The organism is Streptomyces sp. M41, from assembly GCF_043673425.1.
GTDB lineage: Bacteria > Actinomycetota > Actinomycetes > Streptomycetales > Streptomycetaceae > Streptomyces.
Genome location: NZ_JBIMKE010000033.1, coordinates 64,751 through 86,356 on the forward strand (window position 1 = coordinate 64,751; position 21,606 = coordinate 86,356).

General features: G+C 72.1%; 8 protein-coding genes. All 8 read right to left on the bottom strand.

Translation table 11 applies throughout. The annotated features are described in order from the left end of the window. Window positions 1–258 precede the first annotated feature (258 nt). Window positions 259–3,114 (bottom strand): amino acid adenylation domain-containing protein, encoded by a 2,856-nt coding sequence (locus ACHBTE_RS30385; RefSeq protein WP_394727913.1) that lies wholly within the window; start codon window positions 3,112–3,114, stop codon window positions 259–261. Then, a complete protein-coding gene (locus ACHBTE_RS30390; RefSeq protein ID WP_394727915.1) occupies window positions 3,111–14,054 on the bottom strand; it encodes an amino acid adenylation domain-containing protein in 10,944 nt (3,647 codons plus the stop codon). The genes ACHBTE_RS30385 and ACHBTE_RS30390 overlap by 4 nt, the downstream gene beginning before the upstream one ends. 115 nt (window positions 14,055–14,169) lie before the next feature. Beyond that, window positions 14,170–14,385, bottom strand: coding sequence for an MbtH family protein (locus tag ACHBTE_RS30395; protein WP_394727917.1), 216 nt, complete (start codon window positions 14,383–14,385; stop codon window positions 14,170–14,172). Window positions 14,386–14,625: 240 nt separating this feature from the next. Next, window positions 14,626–17,115: an FtsX-like permease family protein gene (locus tag ACHBTE_RS30400; protein WP_394727919.1), complete on the bottom strand. Its 2,490-nt coding sequence runs from the start codon at window positions 17,113–17,115 to the stop codon at window positions 14,626–14,628. Beyond that, window positions 17,112–17,936, bottom strand: a complete 825-nt coding sequence (locus ACHBTE_RS30405; protein ID WP_394727921.1) for an ABC transporter ATP-binding protein — start codon at window positions 17,934–17,936, stop codon at window positions 17,112–17,114. Before ACHBTE_RS30405 ends, ACHBTE_RS30400 begins: the two co-directional genes overlap by 4 nt. Further along, complete coding sequence (locus tag ACHBTE_RS30410) at window positions 17,929–19,326, bottom strand: MFS transporter (RefSeq protein ID WP_394727923.1); 1,398 nt, start codon at window positions 19,324–19,326, stop codon at window positions 17,929–17,931. The genes ACHBTE_RS30405 and ACHBTE_RS30410 overlap by 8 nt, the downstream gene beginning before the upstream one ends. After that, window positions 19,323–20,240, bottom strand: a complete 918-nt coding sequence (locus tag ACHBTE_RS30415; protein ID WP_394727925.1) for an ornithine carbamoyltransferase — start codon at window positions 20,238–20,240, stop codon at window positions 19,323–19,325. Before ACHBTE_RS30415 ends, ACHBTE_RS30410 begins: the two co-directional genes overlap by 4 nt. A gap of 22 nt (window positions 20,241–20,262) precedes the next feature. Further along, window positions 20,263–21,606: AMP-binding protein (locus ACHBTE_RS30420; RefSeq protein WP_394727927.1), on the bottom strand; the 1,344-nt coding region annotated here is incomplete at its 5' end.

Genomic DNA, 21,606 nt, shown 5'->3' on the forward strand with positions numbered 1-21,606 from the left:
CGGACAGCGGAATACGTAATCCGCCTCTGTGAGCTTCCACCGGGCCGAGGACTCGGAAGTCCATGCGACACCCCCCCCGTCTGGCATGTGCGAACGATGTGCTCGCGACGAAGCTATGCGGGAGGCCTATTCTCGTGTTATCCGTTCGGTAACACCACCGACTCGCGCCGGAGACGTCCGGGAACAGACGGTCGGAATTCGGCCATTCGTCACGGCCCGGTCGCCCGGCCCCAGTCGTCAACGGTCATGCGCCGGCGGTCAGTCGTCGTCGACGGTCAGCTCGCGGCCCAGGGACGCGGCGACCGTCTTGTGCACGTGCTTGCCGCCGTCGCCGTTCGTCAGTACGACGCAGCCGTTGCCGGAGCGCAGCCGCAGCGAGACCAGCGCCCGGAACCCGGCGGTCTGCCCGCCGTGGCCGAACTCCGGCTCCCCCAGGGACCCGTCGACGACCGTGCCCAGACCGTAGAAGCTGCCCGGGAACGCCTCGGTGAGCATCTGTGTGGCGAGCGGCGCCGGGAGCAGGTCGGAGCAGCCCAGATGGGCTTGGCGGATCTCCGCGGCGAGTTGGGCGATGTCGGCGGCGGTGGACCACAGCCCGCTGCCGGCCCGTACCGGCCGCACCCGGAAGCCGTCGAGCAGCGGCCGGCCGTGACCGTCGTGTCCCGCGGCCCAGTCGTCCCGGGCGGCGAGCTCGTCGGCGGGCGGCGTGAAGGAGCTGTCCGCCATGGCGAGCGGCGCGAAGACCAGTTCCGTCGCCAGGTCGGCGAAGTCCTGCCCGGTGACGTCGGTGAGGAGCCGCTCGGCCAGGGCCCACTGGCTGCCCGCCTTGCGGAACCGGGTGCCCGGTTCGTACTCGGCCCGTACGTCGTCGAGCACGGTGTCGAGCTTCGGCATCGGCTCGCCGGGCCGCCACCAGGTGGCGGCGGCACTGGAGAAGCCGGCCGTGTTGGACAGCAGGTGGCGCAGCGTCACGACGGCTCCGGTGGCGGTGCGGGGGGCGCGCCGGCCGCTCAGATACCGGTCGAGGTCCGCATCGAGGTCGAGTTCGCCCCGGGCGACGAGCCGCAGCGCGGCGAACGCGGTGACCTGCTTGCTGATGGAGCCGGTCTGGAAGCGGGTGCGCAGAGTGACGGGGAGCCCGCTCTCCGCGGACCGCACCCCGTACGCCTGCACACCCACGAGCCGCCCGTCCCGCAGCAGCGCCACGGTGGCGCCCGGCACTCGGTGTGCGGCCATGGCCGGGGTCGGGTCGACGGGTCCGCCCGCCGGTGCCACCGAGGTCATGGCCGATTCCTCGCCTTCTCGTGTCTTGTCGGGTTCGGGTTCAGGTCCGGTCCCGTCGGGCGGGGTGCCGTCGAGGGCGTGCGCGAGGTCCTCGACGGTCTCGCTGTCCAGCAGCATCCGCAGGGTCAGACCGAGCCCGGCCCGCCGCGCCGCGGCCATCACGTGCACGATCCGCATGGAGTCGGCGCCCAGGTCCTGGAGCCGGTCCCGTACGCCGACGTCGGTCACGCCCAGCACCTGCGCACAGATCTCCACCAGTTGCCGCTCGGTGGCGGTGCGGGGCGCCGCATAGGCGCGGTCCCCGGCGAGCGCCGCCCGGCCGGGGACGGGCAGCGCGGCCCGGTCCACCTTGCCGGCCGGGTTCAGCGGCAGTGCGGGCAGCGGCACCACGGCCGCGGGCACCATGTAGGCGGGCAGGGTGGCGGCCAACCGGTCCCGCAGCGCCGCCGGGTCCGGCTCGCTGCCGTCGGCGCCGACCACGTAGGCCACCAGCCACTTCTCGCCCTGGTCGTCGTCGCGGGCCAGCACGGCGGCGTCGTGGACGTCCAGTCCGCCGCGCAGCACCTCCTCGATCTCGCCGAGTTCGATGCGGAAGCCGCGGATCTTGACCTGGTTGTCGATGCGCCCGAGGCACTCCAGCTGCCCGTCGGCCCGGAACCTGGCCAGGTCCCCGGTGCGGTACATGCGGGAACCGGGCGGGCCGCCGTACGGCTCCGGCAGGAACCGTTGCGCGGTGAGTCCGGGACGGCCCACATAGCCACGGGCCATGCCCGCGCCCGCGACGTACAGCTCACCGGTCACCCCGACGGGCACCGGTCGCTGCGCCGAGTCGAGCACATAGGCACGGTAGTTGGGCAGGGGGCGGCCGATCGGCACCGACTCCGCGTCCGGTGCCAGGTCGGTGCCGGTGCACCACACGGTGGCCTCGGTGGGCCCGTACAGGTTGCTCAGCCGGTCGACGCGGCCCACGAGTTGGGCGGCCAGCCCGGGCGGGCACTCCTCCCCCGTGGTGACCGCGGAAACCGGGAGCCGCTCCATCCCCGCGGCCAGCAGCAGCTTCCAGCCGGCCGGTGTGGCCTGCACATGGGTGACCTCCGCGCTCCGCACCAGCCGCAGCTGCGCCGCCGGATCGCGGGCCTCGGCGTCGTCCGCGAGCACCACCCGGCCGCCGGTGACCAGCGGCAGATACAGCTCGGCGGTGGACACGTCGAAGGCGAGCGAGGTGATGGCCAGCCAGCGGTGCTCCGGCCCCGAACGGTGCCACTGCCGCATCGAGAACAGCATGTTCAGCAGCGCGTACTGGCCGATCTGCACGCCCTTGGGGCGGCCCGTCGAACCGGACGTGAACAGGGTGTACGCCAGCCGGTGGGTGCGGGCGGGATCGTCCGGGTCGCGGTCGGCGGACCGGTCGGGCGGCGTCATCGGGCAGGCGGCGATCCGCTCGCGTTCCGCGTCCAGGTCGACGATCTCTCCCTGGTGCCCGGCCCCGAGCAGCGCCGCGCTGCCGCCGTGTGTCACGGTCAGCCGCGCGCCCGCCGTCTCCCGCATGTAGCGCAGCCGGTCGGCGGGGAGCGCCGTGTCCAGCGGCAGATGGGATCCGCCGGCCTTCCAGATGCCGAGCAGCGCCGGCAGGGTGTCGGGGCTCCGGCGCAGCAGCACCCCGACCACCGACTCGGGTCCCACCCCGGCCGCCCGCAGCCGGTGGGCGATCCGGTTGGCCCGCTCGTCGAGCTCCCGGTATGTGACCGTGTGACCGCCGACCTGCAAGGCGACGGCGTCGGGGGTGGCCGCGGCCTGCCCCTCGATCACCTCGTGGACGTAGCGTCTCATCCCCACTCCACCTCGGTGTCGTTGAAGTCGTCCAGGACCTGGGCCAGTTCCGTCACGGACAGCAGCGAGGTGTGCACATCGCCGTCCGGGTCGGTGGCCATCGCGTCCAGGACCGCCCGGTACATCCCGGCCACGCGCTCGGCGTTGGCCCGGTCGAGGCCGGTGCTGATCGCGCGCAGCACCAGCCGGCCCGGCACATTGGCCACGGACAGCGTGAACTCGTTCGAGCTGTCGCCCGCGCCCGCCTGCACGTCCACCGCGCTGCCGGCGGTCTGGTGGAAGTCCTGGTAGCGGTACATCACGTCGAACAGCCGCCGCCCGCCCGCCAGTTGCTGCACCGCTGGCAGCGGATACCGGCGGTGCGGATACACCTCGGCCTCCCGGTCGAAGACCTGACGCACCAGCTCGCGCCAGGTGCGCGCGGACCTGTCGTGGGCGAAGGGCAACGTGTTCAGATACATGCCGAACACACGCTCGGCGCCCGGCGCCTCGGGACGGGCGCTGTAGACCACGCCGGTGTGGAAGGCGTCCTCGCCCGTGACCGTGGAAAGCACCTTCAGATGGGTGGCGAGCAGGACCGCCTTGAACGAGGTGTCGGTGGACCGGGCCAGCTCGCGCAGCGCGGGCTCGAGGTCGCGGAAGTCCACGGACAGCTTGAAGTCCTCCCGCGCGGCGCCGCTCCCCGCGCCCCACTCCTGCGGCAGCCGGCAGGGCGCATACCTGTCGACGACGCCCTGCCAGTAGGAGCGGTCCTCGTCGGAGGCGAGGGACTCCTGCTCGGCGGCGACGAAGTCGGCGTACCGCACGGCCACCGGCTCCGGTTCGCCGGGCAGTTCACCGGCCGCGTACACCTGGTAGAGGTCGAGGACCTCCCGCAGCAGCGACTGCTGGCTCCAGCCCTCCGTGATGGCGTGGCAGTGGGTGAAGCCGAGGTGCCACGCCTCGTCCGACTCGACCAGCGCGGCGAACCTCAGCAGCGGCGGCCGGTCCAGGTCGAACAGGGCGGCCCGCTCGGCGACGATGTGCTCCTGCCGCGCCGCCGTGAACCCCTCGGCGTCCGTGCCGCGCAGGTCCCGCACCGTGACCTGCGGCTCGGCGACCGGATGCACCAGCTGCAGCGGCACCAAGAAGCTCTCCAGGTCGAAGGAGGTCCGCAGCATCTCGTGCCGCTCCACCACGGTCCGGGCCGCGCGGCGCAGGGCCTCGGCGTCGAACGGCCGGCCGTCGTTGATCCGGAACGTCGCCGTGTTGTGGTACTTGTTCAGCCCGTCGCCCGCGAGCATCTCCACCAGCATGCCGAGCTGCACCTTGGCCACCGGGTACGCGTCCACGATCCCGTCCGGCAGCAGCTCGCGGTCCTCGTCGCCGACGAGCGCGAAAGGCTCCACGGGCTGGTAGCCGTCGGCGGGTTCGCCGTCCGTGAGGGTGGCGGCGAGATTGGCCACCGTACGGTGCTGGAAGACGTCCCGTACGGCGGCTTCGAAGCCCTCCGCACGCAGGGCGCCGACCAGCGCGATCGCCTTGATCGAGTGTCCACCGAGATCGAAGAAGTTGTCCTCGACACCGACCCTCTCCACGCCGAGCACCTTGCTCCAGACCGCGGCGATGCGCTCCTCGGCAGGCGTGCGCGGGGCGACGTAGGAGTCGGTCGCACCCTGGTCCGGGTCGGGCAGGGCTCGGCGGTCGAGCTTGCCGTTCGCGGTGAGCGGGATCGCGTCCAACTGCACGAACGCGGACGGGATCATGTACTCGGGCAGCGCGTCGGTGAGGTCCGGGACCTCACCGACGACATACGCGATCAGCCGCTGATCCTCCTCGGACACCACCACCGCAGCGTCCGTGATCTGCGGCTGCGCGACGATCGCGGCACGCACCTCGCCCAGCTCGATGCGATAGCCACGCACCTTCACCTGGTCGTCGATCCGGCCGAGGAACTCCACCGCCCCGTCCGAACGCCAGCGAGCAAGGTCCCCGGTCCGATACATCCGACTGCCCGCCGGACCGTATACATCCGGGAGGAACTTCTCGGCGGTGCGGACAGGATCGCCCACATAGCCACGCGCCACACCCACGCCGCCGACGAACAGCTCCCCGACCGCGCCGACCGGGACGGGCTGGAGATGCCTGTCCAGGACGCGCATGGTCATGTTGGGCAGCGGACGGCCGATCGGCACCACGCCCTCGACGGCTTCGAGCAGCGGGAAGACACACGTGCCCACGGTGGCCTCCGTCGGCCCGTACTCGTTGAGGACCTTCCCATCCCCGAGGACGCGCCGCCACCGCTCGACAAGAGCGCCAGGCAATGCCTCACCGGCCACGACGACCTTGCCGGCCAGCCCGGCGATCTCGTCGTCCGACAACTGACCCGAGAGCACTTCAAGGTGGCCGGGCGTCAGCTTCATGAACGCGAACGGACCAGCATCCGCCAACGCGCCGCCCAGGTCGGTCAGTTCACCGTCGTAGAGCCAGGTGCGCTGCCCGGCCGCGAGCGGCGCCCACACATTCGGCACCACCAGGTCGAAGGCCACCGACGAGAACACCGGCGCACCACCGCTCCCGGCCGACACCAACTCCCGCACCGCCCAGTCGACATGGTTGACCAGACTCCGGTGCGAGACCTGCACACCCTTCGGCCGCCCCGTCGAACCGGACGTGAACACCGTGTACGCCACCGCATCCAGATCCACCGACACCTCAGGCGCACTGTCCGGCAGCTGCGCGAAGTCCTCCTCGACCCGCACCACCGGCACCTCGAACCGATCCACATACGCCCGCGACGTCACCGCCACCTGCACACCGGCATCCGCCACCATCCCAGCGACCCGCCCGGCCGGCAGCACCGGATCCATCGGCACAAAGGAGGCCCCCGCACGCCACACCGCCAACAACGCCACCACCAGATCGACCGACCGATCCAGCAACACCGCCACCGACGACTCCGCACCCACACCCGCCCCACGCAACGCATGCGCCAAACGATTCGCCCGCACATCCAACTCCGCGAACGTCAGCACCTCCTCGCCGCACTGCAACGCCACCGACTCGGGCCGCAGCCCCACCTGCGCCGCGATCAGCTCAGGTATGGAGTTCGGCGGTACGGGTGCCGCGGAGTCGTTCCATGCCATGAGGACGCGTTCGAGCTCGCCGGCCGGCAGGAAGGTCTCGCGGGCGTCTGCGTCCACGTCGGCGGCGATGGACTCCAGCACGGCCTGGTACATCGCCGCCAGCCGGTCCACCGCCGCCCGGCCGAGGACCGCCGGGTCCGCCGTGAGCAGCAGTCCGCTGCCGCGGGCGGCGACGGCCAGGCCGAACTCGGTGGCGCCCTCGCCGTCCCCGGAGTCCGCGTCGACGAGGTCGCTGTCGGCCTGGGCGTCGGAGAGGTCGAGGTAGCTGAAGCGGACGTCGAGCAGGCGCGTACCGTCGCCCAGCTCCCGCTGCATCACCGGCATCGGGAAGCGGCGGTGCGGCCAGAGCTCGGCCTCCTGGTCGAAGACCTGCTGGATGAGTTCGGCCCAGGTGCGGGCGCCGCGCCGGTGGGCGAAGGGCACCGTGTTGAGGTACATGCCGTAGACCCGCTCGGCGCCCTCGACCTCGGGCCGGCCGCTGGAGACGAGGCCGGTGCAGAAGGCTTCCTCCACGGTGAGCTGACTCATGACTTTGAGGTGGGCCGCGTGCAGGACTGCCTTGAGCGAGGTGCTCGTGGTGCGTGCCGCGGACCGCAGGGCCGTGGTCAGGTCGCCGAGCGGCACCTGCACGGTCACCGCCCGGTCGGCGGGCTCGGCGTCGCCCCAGCCTGCCGGGAGTTCGAACTTGGCGTGCGCGTCGAGCAGGGCCCGCCAGTAGGCGCGGTCCTCCTCCGAGTCGAGGGACGCCTGCTCCGCCGCGACGAAGTCGGCGTACCGGACGCCGGGGACCGCGGCCTCGCGCAGCTGCCCACCGGCCCTCAGGCGCAGATAGCCCTCGACGATGTCGCTGAGGAGGGTCCGGTGGCTCCAGCCCTCCGTGATCGGGTGGCAGACGCTGACCGACAGCCACCATGCCTCGTCGGACTCGACCAGCGCCGAGACGCGGAGCAGCGGCGCCCGGTCGAGCTGGAAGGCGGTGGCCCGCTCGGTGATGATGTGGGCTCGGCGCGCCTCGGCCTGCTGCTCGAAGCTCTTGCCGCGGAGGTCGAGCACGGTGACGGGCAGGTCAGCCGACGCATGGATCAGTTGCAGGGGCACCGAGAAGGCGTCGAGGTCGAAGGAAGCCCGCAGCATCTCGTGCCGCTCCACCACGGCCTGACCGGCGGCGCGCAGGGCGTCCACGTCGAACGGGCGGCCGTCCTTGATCCGGAACGTCGTCGTGTTGTGGTACTTGTTCCGCCCGTCGTCGGCGAGCATCTCCACCAGCATGCCGAGCTGGACCTGCGCCAACGGGTAGGCGTCCACGAGGCCGTCCGGCAGGCGGTCGCGGTCCTCGTCACCGATCAGGGCGAACGGCTCCACCGGCCGGTAGGCGTCGGCGGATCCGCCGTCGTCCGTGAGGGTGGCGGCGAGCCCCGCGACGGTGCGGTTTTGGAAGACGTCCCGTACGGCGGCTTCGAAGCCCTCCGCACGCAGGGCGCCGACCAGGGCGATCGCCTTGATCGAGTGTCCGCCGAGATCGAAGAAGTTGTCCTCGACACCGACCCTCTCCACGCCGAGCACCTTGCTCCAGACCGCGGCGATGCGCTCCTCGGCACGCGTGCGCGGGGCGACGTAGGAGTCGGTCGCACCCTGGTCCGGGTCGGGCAGGGCTCGGCGGTCGAGCTTGCCGTTGGCGGTGAGCGGGATCGCGTCCAACTGCACGAACGCGGAGGGAATCATGTACTCGGGCAGCGCGTCGGTGAGGTCCGGGACCTCACCGACCACGTACGCGATCAGCCGCTGGTCCTCCTCCGACACGATCACCGCAGCGTCCACAACCCCCGGCCGGGCGACGAGCGCGGCACGCACCTCACCCAACTCGATGCGGTATCCGCGCACCTTGACCTGGTCGTCGATCCGGCCGAGGAACTCCACGGCGCCGTCGGAGCGCCAGCGAGCAAGGTCCCCGGTCCGATACATCCGGCTGCCCGCCGGACCGTACAGGTCGGGAAGGAAGCGGTCCGCCGTACGGGCCGCGTCCCCGACATAGCCGCGGGCCACTCCTGTGCCGCCGACGAACAACTCCCCGACCGCGCCCACGGGTACCGGGCGGAGTTGGCTGTCCAGGACGCGCATGGTCATGTTGGGCAGCGGACGGCCGATGGGCACCACGCCCTCGACGGCTTCGAGCAGCGGGAAGACACAGGTGCCCACGGTGGCCTCGGTCGGCCCGTACTCGTTCAGGACCTTCCCGTCGCCCAGGACTCGCCGCCACCGCTCGACAAGAGCGCCGGGCAGTGCTTCACCGGCCACGACGACCTTGCCGGCCAGCCCGGCGATCTCGGCGTCCGACAACTGACCCGAGAGCACCTCGAGATGGCCTGGGGTGAGCTTGATGAAGGAGAAGGGACCTGCGTCCGTCAACGCGGCACCGAGGTCGGTGAGTTCACCGTCGTACAGCCAGGTGCGCTCCCCGGCCGCGAGCGGCGCCCACACATTCGGCACCACCAGGTCGAAGGCCACCGACGAGAACACCGGCGCACCACCCGTCCCGGCCGACGCCAACTCCCGCACCGCCCAGTCGACATGGTTGACCAGACTGCGATGCGAGACCTGCACACCCTTCGGCCGACCCGTCGAACCGGAAGTGAACACCGTGTACGCCACCGCATCCAGATCCACCGACACCTCGGGCGCACTGTCCGGCAGCTGCGCGAAGTCCTCCTCGACCCGCACCACCGGCACCTCGAACCGATCCACATACGCCCGCGACGTCACCGCCACCTGCACACCGGCATCCGCCACCATCCCAGCGACCCGCCCGGCCGGCAGCACCGGATCCATCGGCACAAAGGAGGCCCCCGCACGCCACACCGCCAACAACGCCACCACCAGATCGACCGACCGATCCAGCAACACCGCCACCGACGACTCCGCACCCACCCCCGCCCCACGCAACGCATGCGCCAGACGATTCGCCCGCACATCCAACTCCGCGAACGACAACGCCGTACCACCCGACTCCACCGCCACCGCACCCGGCCGCAGCGCCACCTGCTCGGCGATCAGCCCCGGCACCGACACCTCACGCACCGACACCCCGGAGTCGTTCCAAGCGGTCAGTACCCGCTCGCGTTCGCCGGCCGGCAGGAAGGTCTCGCGGGCGTCTCCGTCCACGTCGGCGGACATGGACTCCAGCACCGCCCGGTACATCGCCGCCAGCCGGTCCACCGCCGCGCGGTCGAAGTGGTGGCGGTGGGCTGTGATCACCATGAAGCCGGCTCGGGTGGAGACGCCGAGCGGGAACTCGGTGGGGCTGTCGTCGATCGTGGCCGGGTAGTCGACGAGGTCCTGGTCGACCTGGCGGAAGTTCTGGTAGCTGAAGCGGACGTTGACAAGGCGTTCGGTGTGGGCGAGTTCGCGCTGCATGGCGCCCAGGGGGTAGCGGCGGTGCGGCCAGACCTCGATCTCCTGGTCGAAGACCTGGCGGACCAGTTCGCGCCAGGTGCGGGCGCCGCGCCGGTGGGCGAAGGGCAGCGGGTTGAGGTATACGCCGTACACGCGTTCCGCGCCGGCCGCCTCCGGGCGGGCGTTGGTGACGAGGCCGGTGAAGAAGGCTTCCTCGTGGGTGAGTTGGCTCATCACCTTGAGGTGGGCGGCGTGCAGCACGCTCTTGATGGGCACCTTGGCCTGGGTGGCGAGGGTGCGCAGGCCGGTCTCCAGGTCGTGGTAGGGCACCCAGGAGCGGTTGAGGCCACGGGGGGTGGTGGCCGGGTCGTCGCCGAGGCCGGAGGGGATCTCGAAGGGGGTGTGCTCGTCGAGGATGCCCTTCCAGTAGGCGCGGTCCTCGTCCCCGGCGAGGGAGGCCAGTTCCGCGGCGACGAAGTCCGCGTACCGGATGTTGGGGGTGTCCGGGTCCGGGAGGGGCTCGCCCGCGCGCAGGGCGTGGTAGGTGGTGACGAGTTCCATCAGGAGGGAGTGGTGACTCCATCCTTCGAGGACGGCGTGGCATTCGGTGAGGGTCAGCCACCAGGAGCCGTCGTCGCAGGCGTGGCCGGTGAAGCGGATCAGCGGGGGGCGGGTGAGGTCGAAGAGCTGGGTGCGCTCCTCGGCCATGTAGGCGCGCAGCGACGCTTCGACGGCGTCGGCGTCCAGCCCGGTGAGGTCCCGGGCGGCGACGGGTGAGGTCACGTCGGTGGCGGGGTGCACGAGCTGGAGCGGGACGCTGTAGCCCTCGATGGCGAAGCTGGAACGGAGGATCTCGTGGCGGGCCAGGACGGTGTCCACGGTCCGCTGGAGGACGGCCGGGTCGAGGGGGTGTTCGTCGAGGATCCGGAAGCAGGTGGAGTTGTGGTAGTGGTTGCGGCCGTCGTCGGCGAGCATCTCCACGACCATGCCGAGCTGCACCTGGGCCAGCGGGTAGGCGTCCACCAGACCCTCGGGGAGGCGACCGCGGTCGTCGTCGCCGAGCAGGGCGAAGGGGGCGACGGGCTGCCGGGGGGCGGCGGGGGCGGGGCGGCCGGTGACGAAGGTGACGAGTTCGGCGGGCGTACGGTGCTCGAAGACGTCGCGGACGGTGACGTCGTACTCGCTGCCGCGCAGGGCCCCGACCAGGGCGACGGCGCGCAGGGAGTCGCCGCCCAGGTCGAAGAAGTTGTCCTCGACGCCGACGGTCTGCACGCCGAGGACCTCGCGCCAGACGGCGACCATCTCCTCCTCGGCGGGCGTGCGCGGTGCGACGTGTACGGCGTCCACGCCGAGTGCGCTGCGGTCGGGGGCCGGCAGGGCGGCCTGGTCGAGCTTGCCGTTGACGGTGAGCGGGATGCGGCCGACGACGAGGAACGCGGCCGGGATCATGTAGTCGGGCAGGGTGCGGGCGAGCAGGGCGCGCAGTTCGCTGGGCGCGGCGACGGCGTCGCCGGTGGGGACGACGTAGGCGATGAGCCGGCGGTCGCCGGGGGTGTCCTCGCGGGCGACGACGACCGCGTCACGGACCCGGGGGTGCGTGGTGAGCGCGGCCTTGATCTCGCCGAGTTCGATGCGGTGACCGCGGATCTTGACCTGGTGGTCGATGCGGCCCAGGTAGTCGAGGCTGCCGTCGGGGCGCCGGGAGGCGAGGTCGCCGCTGCGGTAGAGGCGGGTGCCGGGGGTGCCGTACGGGTCGGGTACGAAGCGTTCCGCGGTGAGGGCGGGGCGGCCCAGGTACATGAGGGCGACGCCGGGGCCGCCGACGTGGATCTCGCCGGGCACGCCGATGGGCACGAGTTCGCCGTGCGGGCCGAGCAGGTGGACCTGGAGGTCGCGCAGCGGCACGCCGACCGGGTTGCCGGTGTCGGCGTCCAGGTCGGCCTCGGTGACGAGGTGGAACGTGGTGTGCACGCAGGTCTCGGTGATGCCGTAGAGGTTGGCGAGGGCGGTGACGTCGAGGTTGCGGCGCTCGACCCAGGGGCGCAGGGCGGGGATGTCGAGCCGTTCCCCGCCGAACGACACGACGCGCACGGCGAGTTCGCCGACCAAGGGGTGGTCCTCGGCGGCCAGGGAGACCAGGCTGCGGAAGGCGGACGGGGTCTGGTTGAGGACGGTGACCTGCTCGTCGGCGAGCAGGCGCAGGAAGTCCTCAGGGGACCGGGAGACGTCCGGCGGTACGACGACGAGCCGGCCGCCGTAGGTGAGGGCGCCCCAGATCTCCCACACCGACATGTCGAAGGCGTACGAGTGGAACAGCGTCCACACGTCGTGCTCGTCGAAGCCGAAGTGCTCCTCGGTGGCGATGAACAGGCGCAGCACATTGGTGTGGCTGAGGCCGACGCCCTTGGGCCGGCCGGTGGAGCCGGACGTGTAGATCGTGTAGATCACGTCGTCGGGGGTGGCGCCGGAGTCCGGGTCGTGACCGGGCGCGGCGGCCAGTGCGGCAGCCTCGTCGGGGTCGTCGAGGACGACGAGCCGTCCGTCGGCGGCGTCGCGCAGATGGGCGGTGTGCCCGGTGGAGGTGACGACGAGGTCGGCGCCCGCGTCGCTCAGGGTGTAGGCGATGCGGTCGGTGGGGTGCTCGGGGTCCAGGGGCAGGTATCCGGCGCCGGACTTGAGGACGCCGAGCAGGGCGGGCACCAGGTGCGGGCCGCGGTCGAGGGCGACGGCGACGAGGCGGCCGGGGGCGGCGCCGAGCGAACGCAGATGATGGGCGAGGCGGTTGGCGCGGGCGTTCAGCTCGGCGTAGGTGAGGCTTTCGCTGCCGCAGACGACGGCGATGGCGTCGGGAGTGGCGGCGGCGCGTTCCTCGACGAGTTCGTGGACGCAGCGGGTGGGCGCGTCGAAGGTGTGGACCTCGGGCAGCAGGACGGCGAGGTCGGTGTCGTCGAGCATGTCCAGGCGGGACAGCCGCCGGTCGGGGTCGGCGGCGGCGGACACCAGGAGCCGTTCCAGGTGCCCGGCCATGCGCTCGACGGTGGTCCGGTCGTAGAGGGCGGTGCTGTACTCCAGGGTGCCGGTGACCGAGCCGTCGTCGGTCTCGCGGAGCTGGAGGGTGAGGTCGAAGCGGGAGACCTGGGAGGTGGCGGTCAGAGTCTCGGTGTCGACGCCGGGCAGGGTGAAACCGGTGGTGCGTTCGCGGTGCATGGTGAAGGCCACCTGGCACAGCGGGGTGCGGGACATGTCCCGGGCCGGGGCCAGCTCGTCGACGAGGCGGGCGAAGGGGAACTCCTGGTGGTCGAAGGCGTCCAGGACGGTCTCCCGGGCGCCCGTGACGAGCTGCCGGAAGGTGGGGTCGCCCTGCCACCGGCCGCGCAGGACCAGGGTGTTGATGCCGTAGCCGATGAGCCCTTCGAGTTCGGGCCGGTTGCGGCCGGAGACGACGGTGCCCACGGCGATGTCGTCGCGGCCGGTGTAGCGGGAGAGCAGGCCCTGGTAGCCGGCGAGGAGGGTGTGGAAGAGGGTCGCGCCGTGCGCGGCGCCGAGGTCGCGCAGCCGGCCGGCCAGCGGGGCCGACAGGTGGACGGGTACCGCGTCACCGGCGTAGGAGCGGGTGGAGGGGCGCCGGCGGTCGGTCGGCACCTCGAGCGGGGTGAGGCCGGCGAGGCGTTCGCGCCAGTGGTCGAGCTGCCGGTCGAGTTCCCCGGTGTCGAGGCGGCGGCGCTGCCAGGCCGCGTAGTCGGCGTACTGCACGGGGAGCGGGGCCAGCGGGGAGGGCTCGTCGCGGCCGAACGCCTCGTACAGCGCGGCCAGTTCCTCGAGGAACAGCCCCACGGACCACTCGTCGCAGGCCACGTGGTGGAAGACGACGACCAGCAGGTGGTCCTCCGGTGCGACGCGGATCAGCCGGGCCCGCAGCGGGGCGCCGTCGGCCAGGTCGAACGGGCGGCCCGGTTCGGCCTCGGCCAGCAGACGGGCCCGCTCCTCGCGCTCTGCGGCGGTACCGGTGCCGGTGAGGTCGTCGACGGGGAGGTCGAACGGGCCGGGCGGGTCGATCAGCTGGACCGGCTCGGTGCCGTCGAGGCCGTAGCGGGTGCGCAGGATCTCATGGCGGGCCACCAGTTCCTCGAAGCCGCGGCGCAGTGGTTCCGTGGCGAGCGGTCCGCGCAGTCGCAGCGCCACGGGGACGCTGTACTCCCAGCTCGCCGGGTCGAGCCGGCTGAGGAACCACATCTGCTGCTGCCCGTGGGAGAGGGCGAGCGGGCCGCCGCGGTCGACGGGGGTGACCGCGGCTCGCCGGCCGCCGCGGCCTCCGGCGAGCCTGGCCCGCACCAGCTCCTCACGCCTGCTGTCGACCGATCCGCCGTCGTCGGCCGTTCCCCTGCCGTCGACCTGTCCGCCCGTGCGGCCTTCGCCCGTGGTCATGCTGAGCGCCCCTCCCGACCTTCGTTCCGTACGACGTGATTCGTGTGGTGCCTGCGTGGTGCTGGGTGTTGTGCGGTGTGGTGCCGCCGCCGGCACCGCGGGCCGTGCGGCGCGGTCAGGCGCCGGCCTGCTCCATGCGCCGGCGCAGGCTGGCCGGCCGCAGGTCCGTCCAGACCTCTTCGATCCGCTGGAGGCAGTCCTGCCGGGAGCCTTCGGTGCCCTCGGCGTGCCAGCCGGCCGGCAGTTCCCGGTCCGCGTCCCAGATCGAGTACTGCTCCTCGTCGTTGAGGACGACCCGGTAGGTGCGGTGGTCGGTCTGCTCGTCAGCCATGACGGTGTCCCTTCGGTGGTCGGATGCCCGCCCAGCGTCCGACGGCGACCTATACCGGGGCTCTTATCGGCTCTCTTATGGGTCCAGCGGGGATCTGTCGGGGATGGGCACAGGCCCCGAGACAGCACACGGCCCGGTCCCGACGGGGGTTTCGGGACCGGGCCGTGTGGGTCCGGGGTGGTAAAGGCGCTCAGCGCCGCAGAGTTGAGAAGGGGGTGGGTGGGGGCGTGCCGGAGTGTCCTACTCGCGGGCCCCGATCAGCTGTACGGCCCGGGCCCGCAGCGCCGCGCCGACCGGCAGGACGGTGCCGAGGAGCGCCAGCAGGGTGGAGACCACGGCCACGCCCGCGACCACCGCGTACGGCACGACGATCGGGGTGGTGCCGAAGAGCTGGAGCAGCGCTCCCCACAGCCCGGCCAGGTTGACGGCGGTGGCGGCCAGCGCCAGCACCACACCGATCGCGGACACCAGGAGCGACTCGGCGACGAAGAACCGCAGGACCTGCCGTGGCGTGGCGCCCGCGGTTCGCAGGACGGCCAGGTCGCGCCGGCGGTCGGCGGTGGCCATCAGCAGCGTGTTGAGGATCGCGATGAAGCAGAACAGCATGATGATCACCGCGGTGGAGCGTTGCCGGACCTCGTTCAGATGCCGGGCGTAGGCGGCTTCGGAGGCGACCAGTTCGTCCCGCGTCATGAAGGTGGCGCCGCTGCCGGCGACCGCCTTGCGGATGGCCGCGGTGGCGGCCTGTCGGTCGGTGCCCTCGTCCAGGGTGATGTAGGCGCGGCGGGCGAGGCCGTCGCGCGCGAACAGCGCGGTGTCGGCGAACCGGGACGGCAGATAGGCCACGTCCTCGCCGCGCAGCGCCTCGTACACGGCGGCCACCTTCAGCTTCTGGGTGGAGCCGTCGGCCATCAGCACGGTCTGGGTGGAGCCGAGGTCCATGTGCCACAGGTCGGCGACGGCCATGCTGTTCTCGTCGAGGTCGTCGAGGGAGCCCTCGACGACCTTGAGGTCCATGGTCCGCTTCAGCGCCTCGGGGTCGACGACCAGCCCGTCGTTCTCGTCGTAGCGGTCCTCGTCCTTCCAGTAGACCGTGGTGAGCAGCGGTGCGGCGATCTTCACGCCGGGCACCTCGGCGACCCGGTCGATCACCTCGGTGCTGATGCCGGGGGTGTCGTCGGGGGCGAGGGCGTAGTCGGAGACGATCCGGTTCTGCAGGCCGCTGTCCCTTGCCGCGCCGAGGGAGTCGGTGGCGGCGAGCAGGGAGAACGCCAGGCCGACGGTGAGCAGTACCGGCGCGGCGGTCGCCGCGGTCCGGCGGCGGGCGGTCAGCGCGCTCTCCCGGACCAGCATCGCGGTGGGGCCGTTCGCGCGGCGCCACGGCCACATCAGCAGCCGGGCCAACGGGCCCACGGCCAGCGGGGCGAGGACGGCCGCCGCCAGCACCGGCACCATCAGCGAGACCACGTACACCGTCGGCGAGAGCACCGTCACCGGGGAGCCGGTGGCGATCCAGGCGGTCCAGCCGACGCCTCCGAGGAGGGCCACGGCACCGAGCAGGGCGCGGCCCCGGGTGACGCCGGTGTCGTCCACGGCGGCTTCCCGCAGCGCTTCGACGGGCTGGATGGAGCCGGCGCGGCGGGCCGCCGTGGCCGCACCGCCGACCGACACCAGCAGCCCGACCAGGAAGGCGGCGGCGAGCGGTGCGAGGACGGTCCAGTGCAGGGACGGGGTGACGGTGAACCAGTCCGGCGACACCCCCATGGAGATCAGCATGTCGGCGAGGAGCTGCGCCCCGAACAGGCCGAGGGCGGTGCCCGCGGCGGCGGCCAGACCGCCCACCAGAAGGGCTTCGTTGCGGACCATCTTGCGCACCTGCTTGGGGGTGGCGCCGACCGCGCGGAGCAGGGCGACCTCCCTGCGGCGCTGAACGACCGCGAAGGCGAAGGTGGACGCCACCACGAAGATGGCGGTGGTCCCGGCGACGCTGGCCATCACCGGCACCAGCGTGATCGTGTTGTCCAGGGTCTCGCGGTCCTCGGCCTCGCTGGCGTCGGCCTTGTGCCGGTCCTGGCCGGTGAGGACGTCGGCGCGCTCACCGACGGCGTCCCGGACGGCTTTCGAGGGGCCGAGCGCCACGAGCGAGTCGATCCGCGGGGAGAGCCGCGCGGCCTCCGCCTCGGAGAAGAAGACGGCGTCCTCGTAGCCGACGGGGGCGACGGTGCCGCTGACGGTGTACGTCCGCACGGTGGCCGCCGTCAGCACGGTCACCTCATCGCCGGTGCGGGCCTGGTCGGAGGGGACGACGATCTGCCCGTCCGAGGCCGGCGCGGCGCCGTCGGTCAGGCGGTAGCCGCCGAAGCGGGCCACCGCCCACGGGTGGCCGACCTGGTCCTCGGGGCCGCCGCGCAGCTGTGCGTAGAAGGCGCGGTCGACGACGGTCTCGCCGGTCGCGGCGACCTTGTCGCGCAGTTCGGTGCTCAGCCCGCGGGCCGCCTCGGGGGAGCGGACGCCCAGGTCGTGGTGGGCCGGATCCCAGCCGTCCGACAGCGGGCGTACGACGGTGTCGGCACGGGCGAAGCGCTCCACCGGCCGGTCGGGCAGGTCGAACGCGGTCGTCACCAGCAGGCCCATGGCCGCGACCTGTGCCACGCCGAGGACCAGGGCGACGACGGTGCCGAGGAAGGAGACCCAGCGGGCCCGCAGGGTCTGGAAGGCCACCCGGATCACGACGACACCGCCAGGTGCGTCATGCGGGCGGCGACGTCCTCGGCGGTCGGCTGGAGCAGCTCTCCGACGAGGCTGCCGTCGGCGAGGAAGAGCACCCGGTCCGCGTAGGCGGCGACGTTCGGGTCGTGGGTGACCATGACGATGGTGGTGGTCACCCGGTCCTCGGTACCGGAGGTGCCGCGCGTACGGGGAGTGCCGGAGGTTCCGGGAGTGCCGGAGGTTCCGGGGGTGCCGGGGGTGCCGCCGCCCGGTCCCGCCAACGCGCGCAGGGTGACGAGGAGTTCACGGCCGGTGGACAGGTCGAGGGCGCCGGTCGGCTCGTCCGCGAAGAGCACGGCGGGCCGGGACACCAGGGCGCGGGCGATGGCCACCCGCTGCTGCTGTCCGCCGGACAGCTGGCTGGGCCGGCTGCCGGCCTTCTTGTCGAGGCCGACCTGCGCGAGCGCCTGCCGGACCGCGCCGCGCGGGGGCCTGCGGCCCGCGAGCCGCATCGGAAGCGCCACGTTCTGCTCGGCGGTCAGCGACGGCAGCAGGTTGAAGGACTGGAAGATGAACCCCGTGGAGGCGCGGCGGAGCTCGGTCAGCCGGGTCTCGTTCAGACCCGTGGTGTCCTTGCCGTCGATGAAGACCCGGCCCGAGGTGGGCCGGTCCAGCCCGGCCGCGCACTGCAACAGGGTGGACTTGCCGGACCCCGAGGGCCCCATGATCGCGGTGAAGCTGCCCCGTGGGAAGGAAAGGCTGGTTTCGCGCAAGGCGCTCACCGCGCTGTCGCCTGACCCGTAGGTCTTGGTGAGCGACTCCAGCCGCACTGCGTCATCCATCGGTTCTCCGCGCTTCGTGGGTGAGGGGATCGGCCGGCGTCCCGTCCACGACGGAGGCCGGCGCGGGCACGTCCGGGGCCGGCAGCGCCGCCGGCTCCGGTGGGGTGTGCGCCGCGTCGAGGGGTTCGTTGTCCGCGCGGTCCTCCTGGGCCGCCCCGGCTCTGCTGAAGACGACGGCCGCCACCAGGGCCAGCACCGCCATCAGCGCCGACAGCGCCATGAGGGCGCGGCGGCTGCCGACCGCCTCCAGCAGGTATCCGGTACCGAGGGCGCCGAGCGAACTCGCCCCGGACACCAGGAGCATGACGACACTGCCGACCCGCCCCTGCATGTCGTTGGGGGTGATGCGCACCTGGTAAGACATGCCGGAGACCGTAACAGCGGCTCCTATAAAAGACGTTATGTAGAAAAGCACCCCAAGTGCTGGTGCTTGCCGGAAAAACACCGCTGTGGGCATGACCACGGCCCACAAGGTGTGCGCGAGGATCATGATCTGCCGCATGGCCAGCCGCCGGTTCAGCCAGCCGCCCGACAACGCCCCGCACAGCCCGCCCATGCCGCCCGCCGCCATGATCAGCCCGATGGTGCCCGCGGCTCCCCCGTCCTCCCTGATCACCACGGCGACGGTCAGGATCAGCCCCTGGAACACCAGGTTGCTGACCGAGATGATCAGCAGTGCCGTCCTGAAGTAGGCCCGCCCCCACACCCAGTTGAAGCCGGCGGCGACCTCGGAGCGCATCCGGCGCCCGGTGCGCGGCCCGCGGGGCGGCTGCCGCTCGCCCCGCAGCTTCACCAGGGTGACCAGCGACCCCAGATAGAGCGCCACGCTGGTCAGGAACGGCACCCACGCCGACAGACCGAACATCGCCCCGCTCGCGGGGTGCCCGACGAAGTTGACGCCACGGGAGCGGGCCTCGTTGGTGGCCATCGCCGCGCCCAGCTGCCGGGAGGGCACCACGTTGCGCACCATGGCCCGTTCCGACAGCTGGTAGAAGACGGTCATGCTGCTCTGCACGAACGCCACCAGGGCGATGTGCCACACCCACACCGTGTCCCCCAGCAGGGAGACGGCGACCGTCGCCACGGCGACCATCCGCACCACGACGCACGTCATCATGACGCGCCGCCGGTTCAGCCGGTCCACCAGGACACCGGCCGGCAGCTGCACGAGCAGCGACGGCAGCAGCCCCGCGAACCCGACGATGCCCGCCGCGCTCTCCGACCGGGTGTGCCAGAGCACCAGCAGCATGAAGGCCATCCCGGAGCAGCGCTCCGCCATCACCGACATCGCCGAGCCGGTCCACAGCAGCCGGAAGTCGCGGTAGCTGCGCAGCGACGGCAGCTTGTGCCTGCCTTTTCCGCGTGGGCGGGCTCTGCGTTTTCTGATCATGAACGGACGGCCCGGCACCATTCGAGGACCGCCATCGCGCTGTGCAGCTTGTGCGTGGCCTGGGCGAACGCCAGGCTCGCCGGGCCGTCCAGCACCTGCGCGGTGACCTCCTCGCCCCGATGGGCGGGCAGGTCGTGCAGGAACACCGCGTTCGGGCTGCCCTCCCACAGCGCCCCGGTCACCTGGAACGGCGCGAACACCGTGCGCCAGTCCGCGTCCGGCTTGCTGGTGCCGGTGGTCTGCCAGCGAGTGGTGTACACGACGTCGAACCCGGCGGGCAGCGCCGCCATGTCGTGCTGCTCGGACAGCTTGGCCCCGCTGCGCGCCGCCTGCTCGCCGGCGGTGGCGAGGACGTCCGCCGCCAGCCCGTACCCGGGCGGGGTGCGCAGCTCCAGCTCGGTCCCCGGGAACCGGGTCAGGGCCAGGGCCAGCGCGGCGGCGCTGTTGTTGCCCTCGCCCACGTACAGCACCCGCAGGCCCTCGACGCGGCCGAAGTGACAGTGCAGGGTGGTGAGATCGGTGAGTCCCTGCGTCGGGTGCTCCTCCGCGGTCATCGCGTTCACCACCGACATCGGGCCGGCCGCCGCCCAGGCCCGCAGTTCCTGCGTCGCGTCCGACGTCCTGGCCACCAGCATGTCCAGCATGCCGGACAGCACCCGGCCGGTGTCCTCGGTGGTCTCCCCCGTGTTCAGCTGGAGGTCGCCGGGCCCGAAGGTCACCGTCTGCGCGCCGAGCCGCAGCGCCCCGCTGGTGAAGGCGGTACGGGTACGGGTCGAGGTGCGCCGGAAGTAGACGCCGACCACCTCGTCCCGCAGCGGCTTGGCGACCGCCCCGGCGGCGAACTCCGCCCCGCGGGCGACCAGCGCGCGCAGGTCGTCGTCGGTCAGATCGGTCAGTGAGATGAGGTGACGCATGCGGATGCCCTTCGCTCGTTGGTCAGGAGGATTCGGCGAGCTGCGCGTCGATCTCGGCCCGGACGCGGTCCTCGATCTCCACGGCGAGCTGCGCGATGGTGGGCCGCTCGAAGACGACCCGGATCGGCAGGTCGAGGTCGAAGTCCTGCTGCAGTCGCGAGACGAGGCGCACCGCCAGGATGGAATGGCCGCCGATCTCGAAGAAGCTGTCGTGGACGCTGGCGTTCTTGCCGAGCAGATCCGCCCAGATCGCACCGATGCGCTCCTCGGCGGGCGTGCGCGGGGCGACGTAGGAATCGCTCGTGGTCTCGTCCGGGACGGGCAGGGCTCGGCGGTCGAGCTTGCCGTTGGCGGTGAGCGGGATCGCGTCCAACTGCACGAACGCGGACGGGATCATGTACTCGGGCAGGGCGTCGGTGAGGTCCGGGACCTCGCCGACGACGTACGCGATCAGGCGCTGGTCCTCCTCCGACACGATCACCGCCGCGTCCACCACCCCCGGCCGGGCGACGAGCGCGGCACGCACCTCACCCAACTCGATCCGATAGCCACGCACCTTCACCTGGTCGTCGATCCGGCCGAGGAACTCCACCGCCCCGTCCGAACGCCAGCGAGCAAGGTCCCCCGTGCGATACATCCGGCTGCCCGCCGGACCGTGCACGTCCGGGAGGAACTTCTCGGCGGTACGCGCCGGGTCGCCCACATAGCCACGCGCGACACCCGCGCCACCGACGAACAACTCCCCGACCGCGCCCACCGGGACGGGCCGGAGGTGGGCGTCCAGGATCTGCATGGTCACGTTGGGCAGCGGACGCCCGATCGGCACCACACCGTCGAACGCCTCCACCAGCGGGAAGACACAGGTACCGACGGTGGCCTCGGTCGGCCCGTACTCATTGAGGACCACCCCATCACCCAGAACCCGGCGCCACCGCTCGACAAGAGCGCCGGGCAACGCCTCACCGGCCACGACGACCTTGCCGGCCAGCGCGCCGATCTCATCGTCCCCGAGCTGACTCGACAACACCTCGAGATGCCCGGGCGTCAGCTTCATGAACGCGAACGGACCAGCATCCGCCAACGCGCCGCCGAGGTCGGTGAGTTCACCGTCCCAGAGCCAGGTGCGCTGCCCGGCCGCGAGCGGCGCCCACACATTCGGCACCACCAGGTCGAAGGCAACCGACGAGAACACCGGCGCACCACCGCTCCCGGCCGACACCAACTCCCGCACCGCCCAGTCGACATGGTTCACCAGACTCCGGTGCGAGACCTGCACACCCTTCGGCCGACCCGTCGAACCGGACGTGAACACCGTGTACGCCACCGCATCCAGATCCACCGACACCTCAGGCGCACTGTCCGGCAG

Coding starts and splice junctions, on each gene's coding strand:
- ACHBTE_RS30385 (WP_394727913.1), bottom strand. CDS start 3,114: ATGAGACGCTACGTCCACGAGGTGATCGAGGGGCAGGCCGCGGCCACC.
- ACHBTE_RS30390 (WP_394727915.1), bottom strand. CDS start 14,054: ATGACCACGGGCGAAGGCCGCACGGGCGGACAGGTCGACGGCAGGGGA.
- ACHBTE_RS30395 (WP_394727917.1), bottom strand. CDS start 14,385: ATGGCTGACGAGCAGACCGACCACCGCACCTACCGGGTCGTCCTCAAC.
- ACHBTE_RS30405 (WP_394727921.1), bottom strand. CDS start 17,936: ATGGATGACGCAGTGCGGCTGGAGTCGCTCACCAAGACCTACGGGTCA.
- ACHBTE_RS30410 (WP_394727923.1), bottom strand. CDS start 19,326: ATGATCAGAAAACGCAGAGCCCGCCCACGCGGAAAAGGCAGGCACAAG.
- ACHBTE_RS30415 (WP_394727925.1), bottom strand. CDS start 20,240: ATGCGTCACCTCATCTCACTGACCGATCTGACCGACGACGACCTGCGC.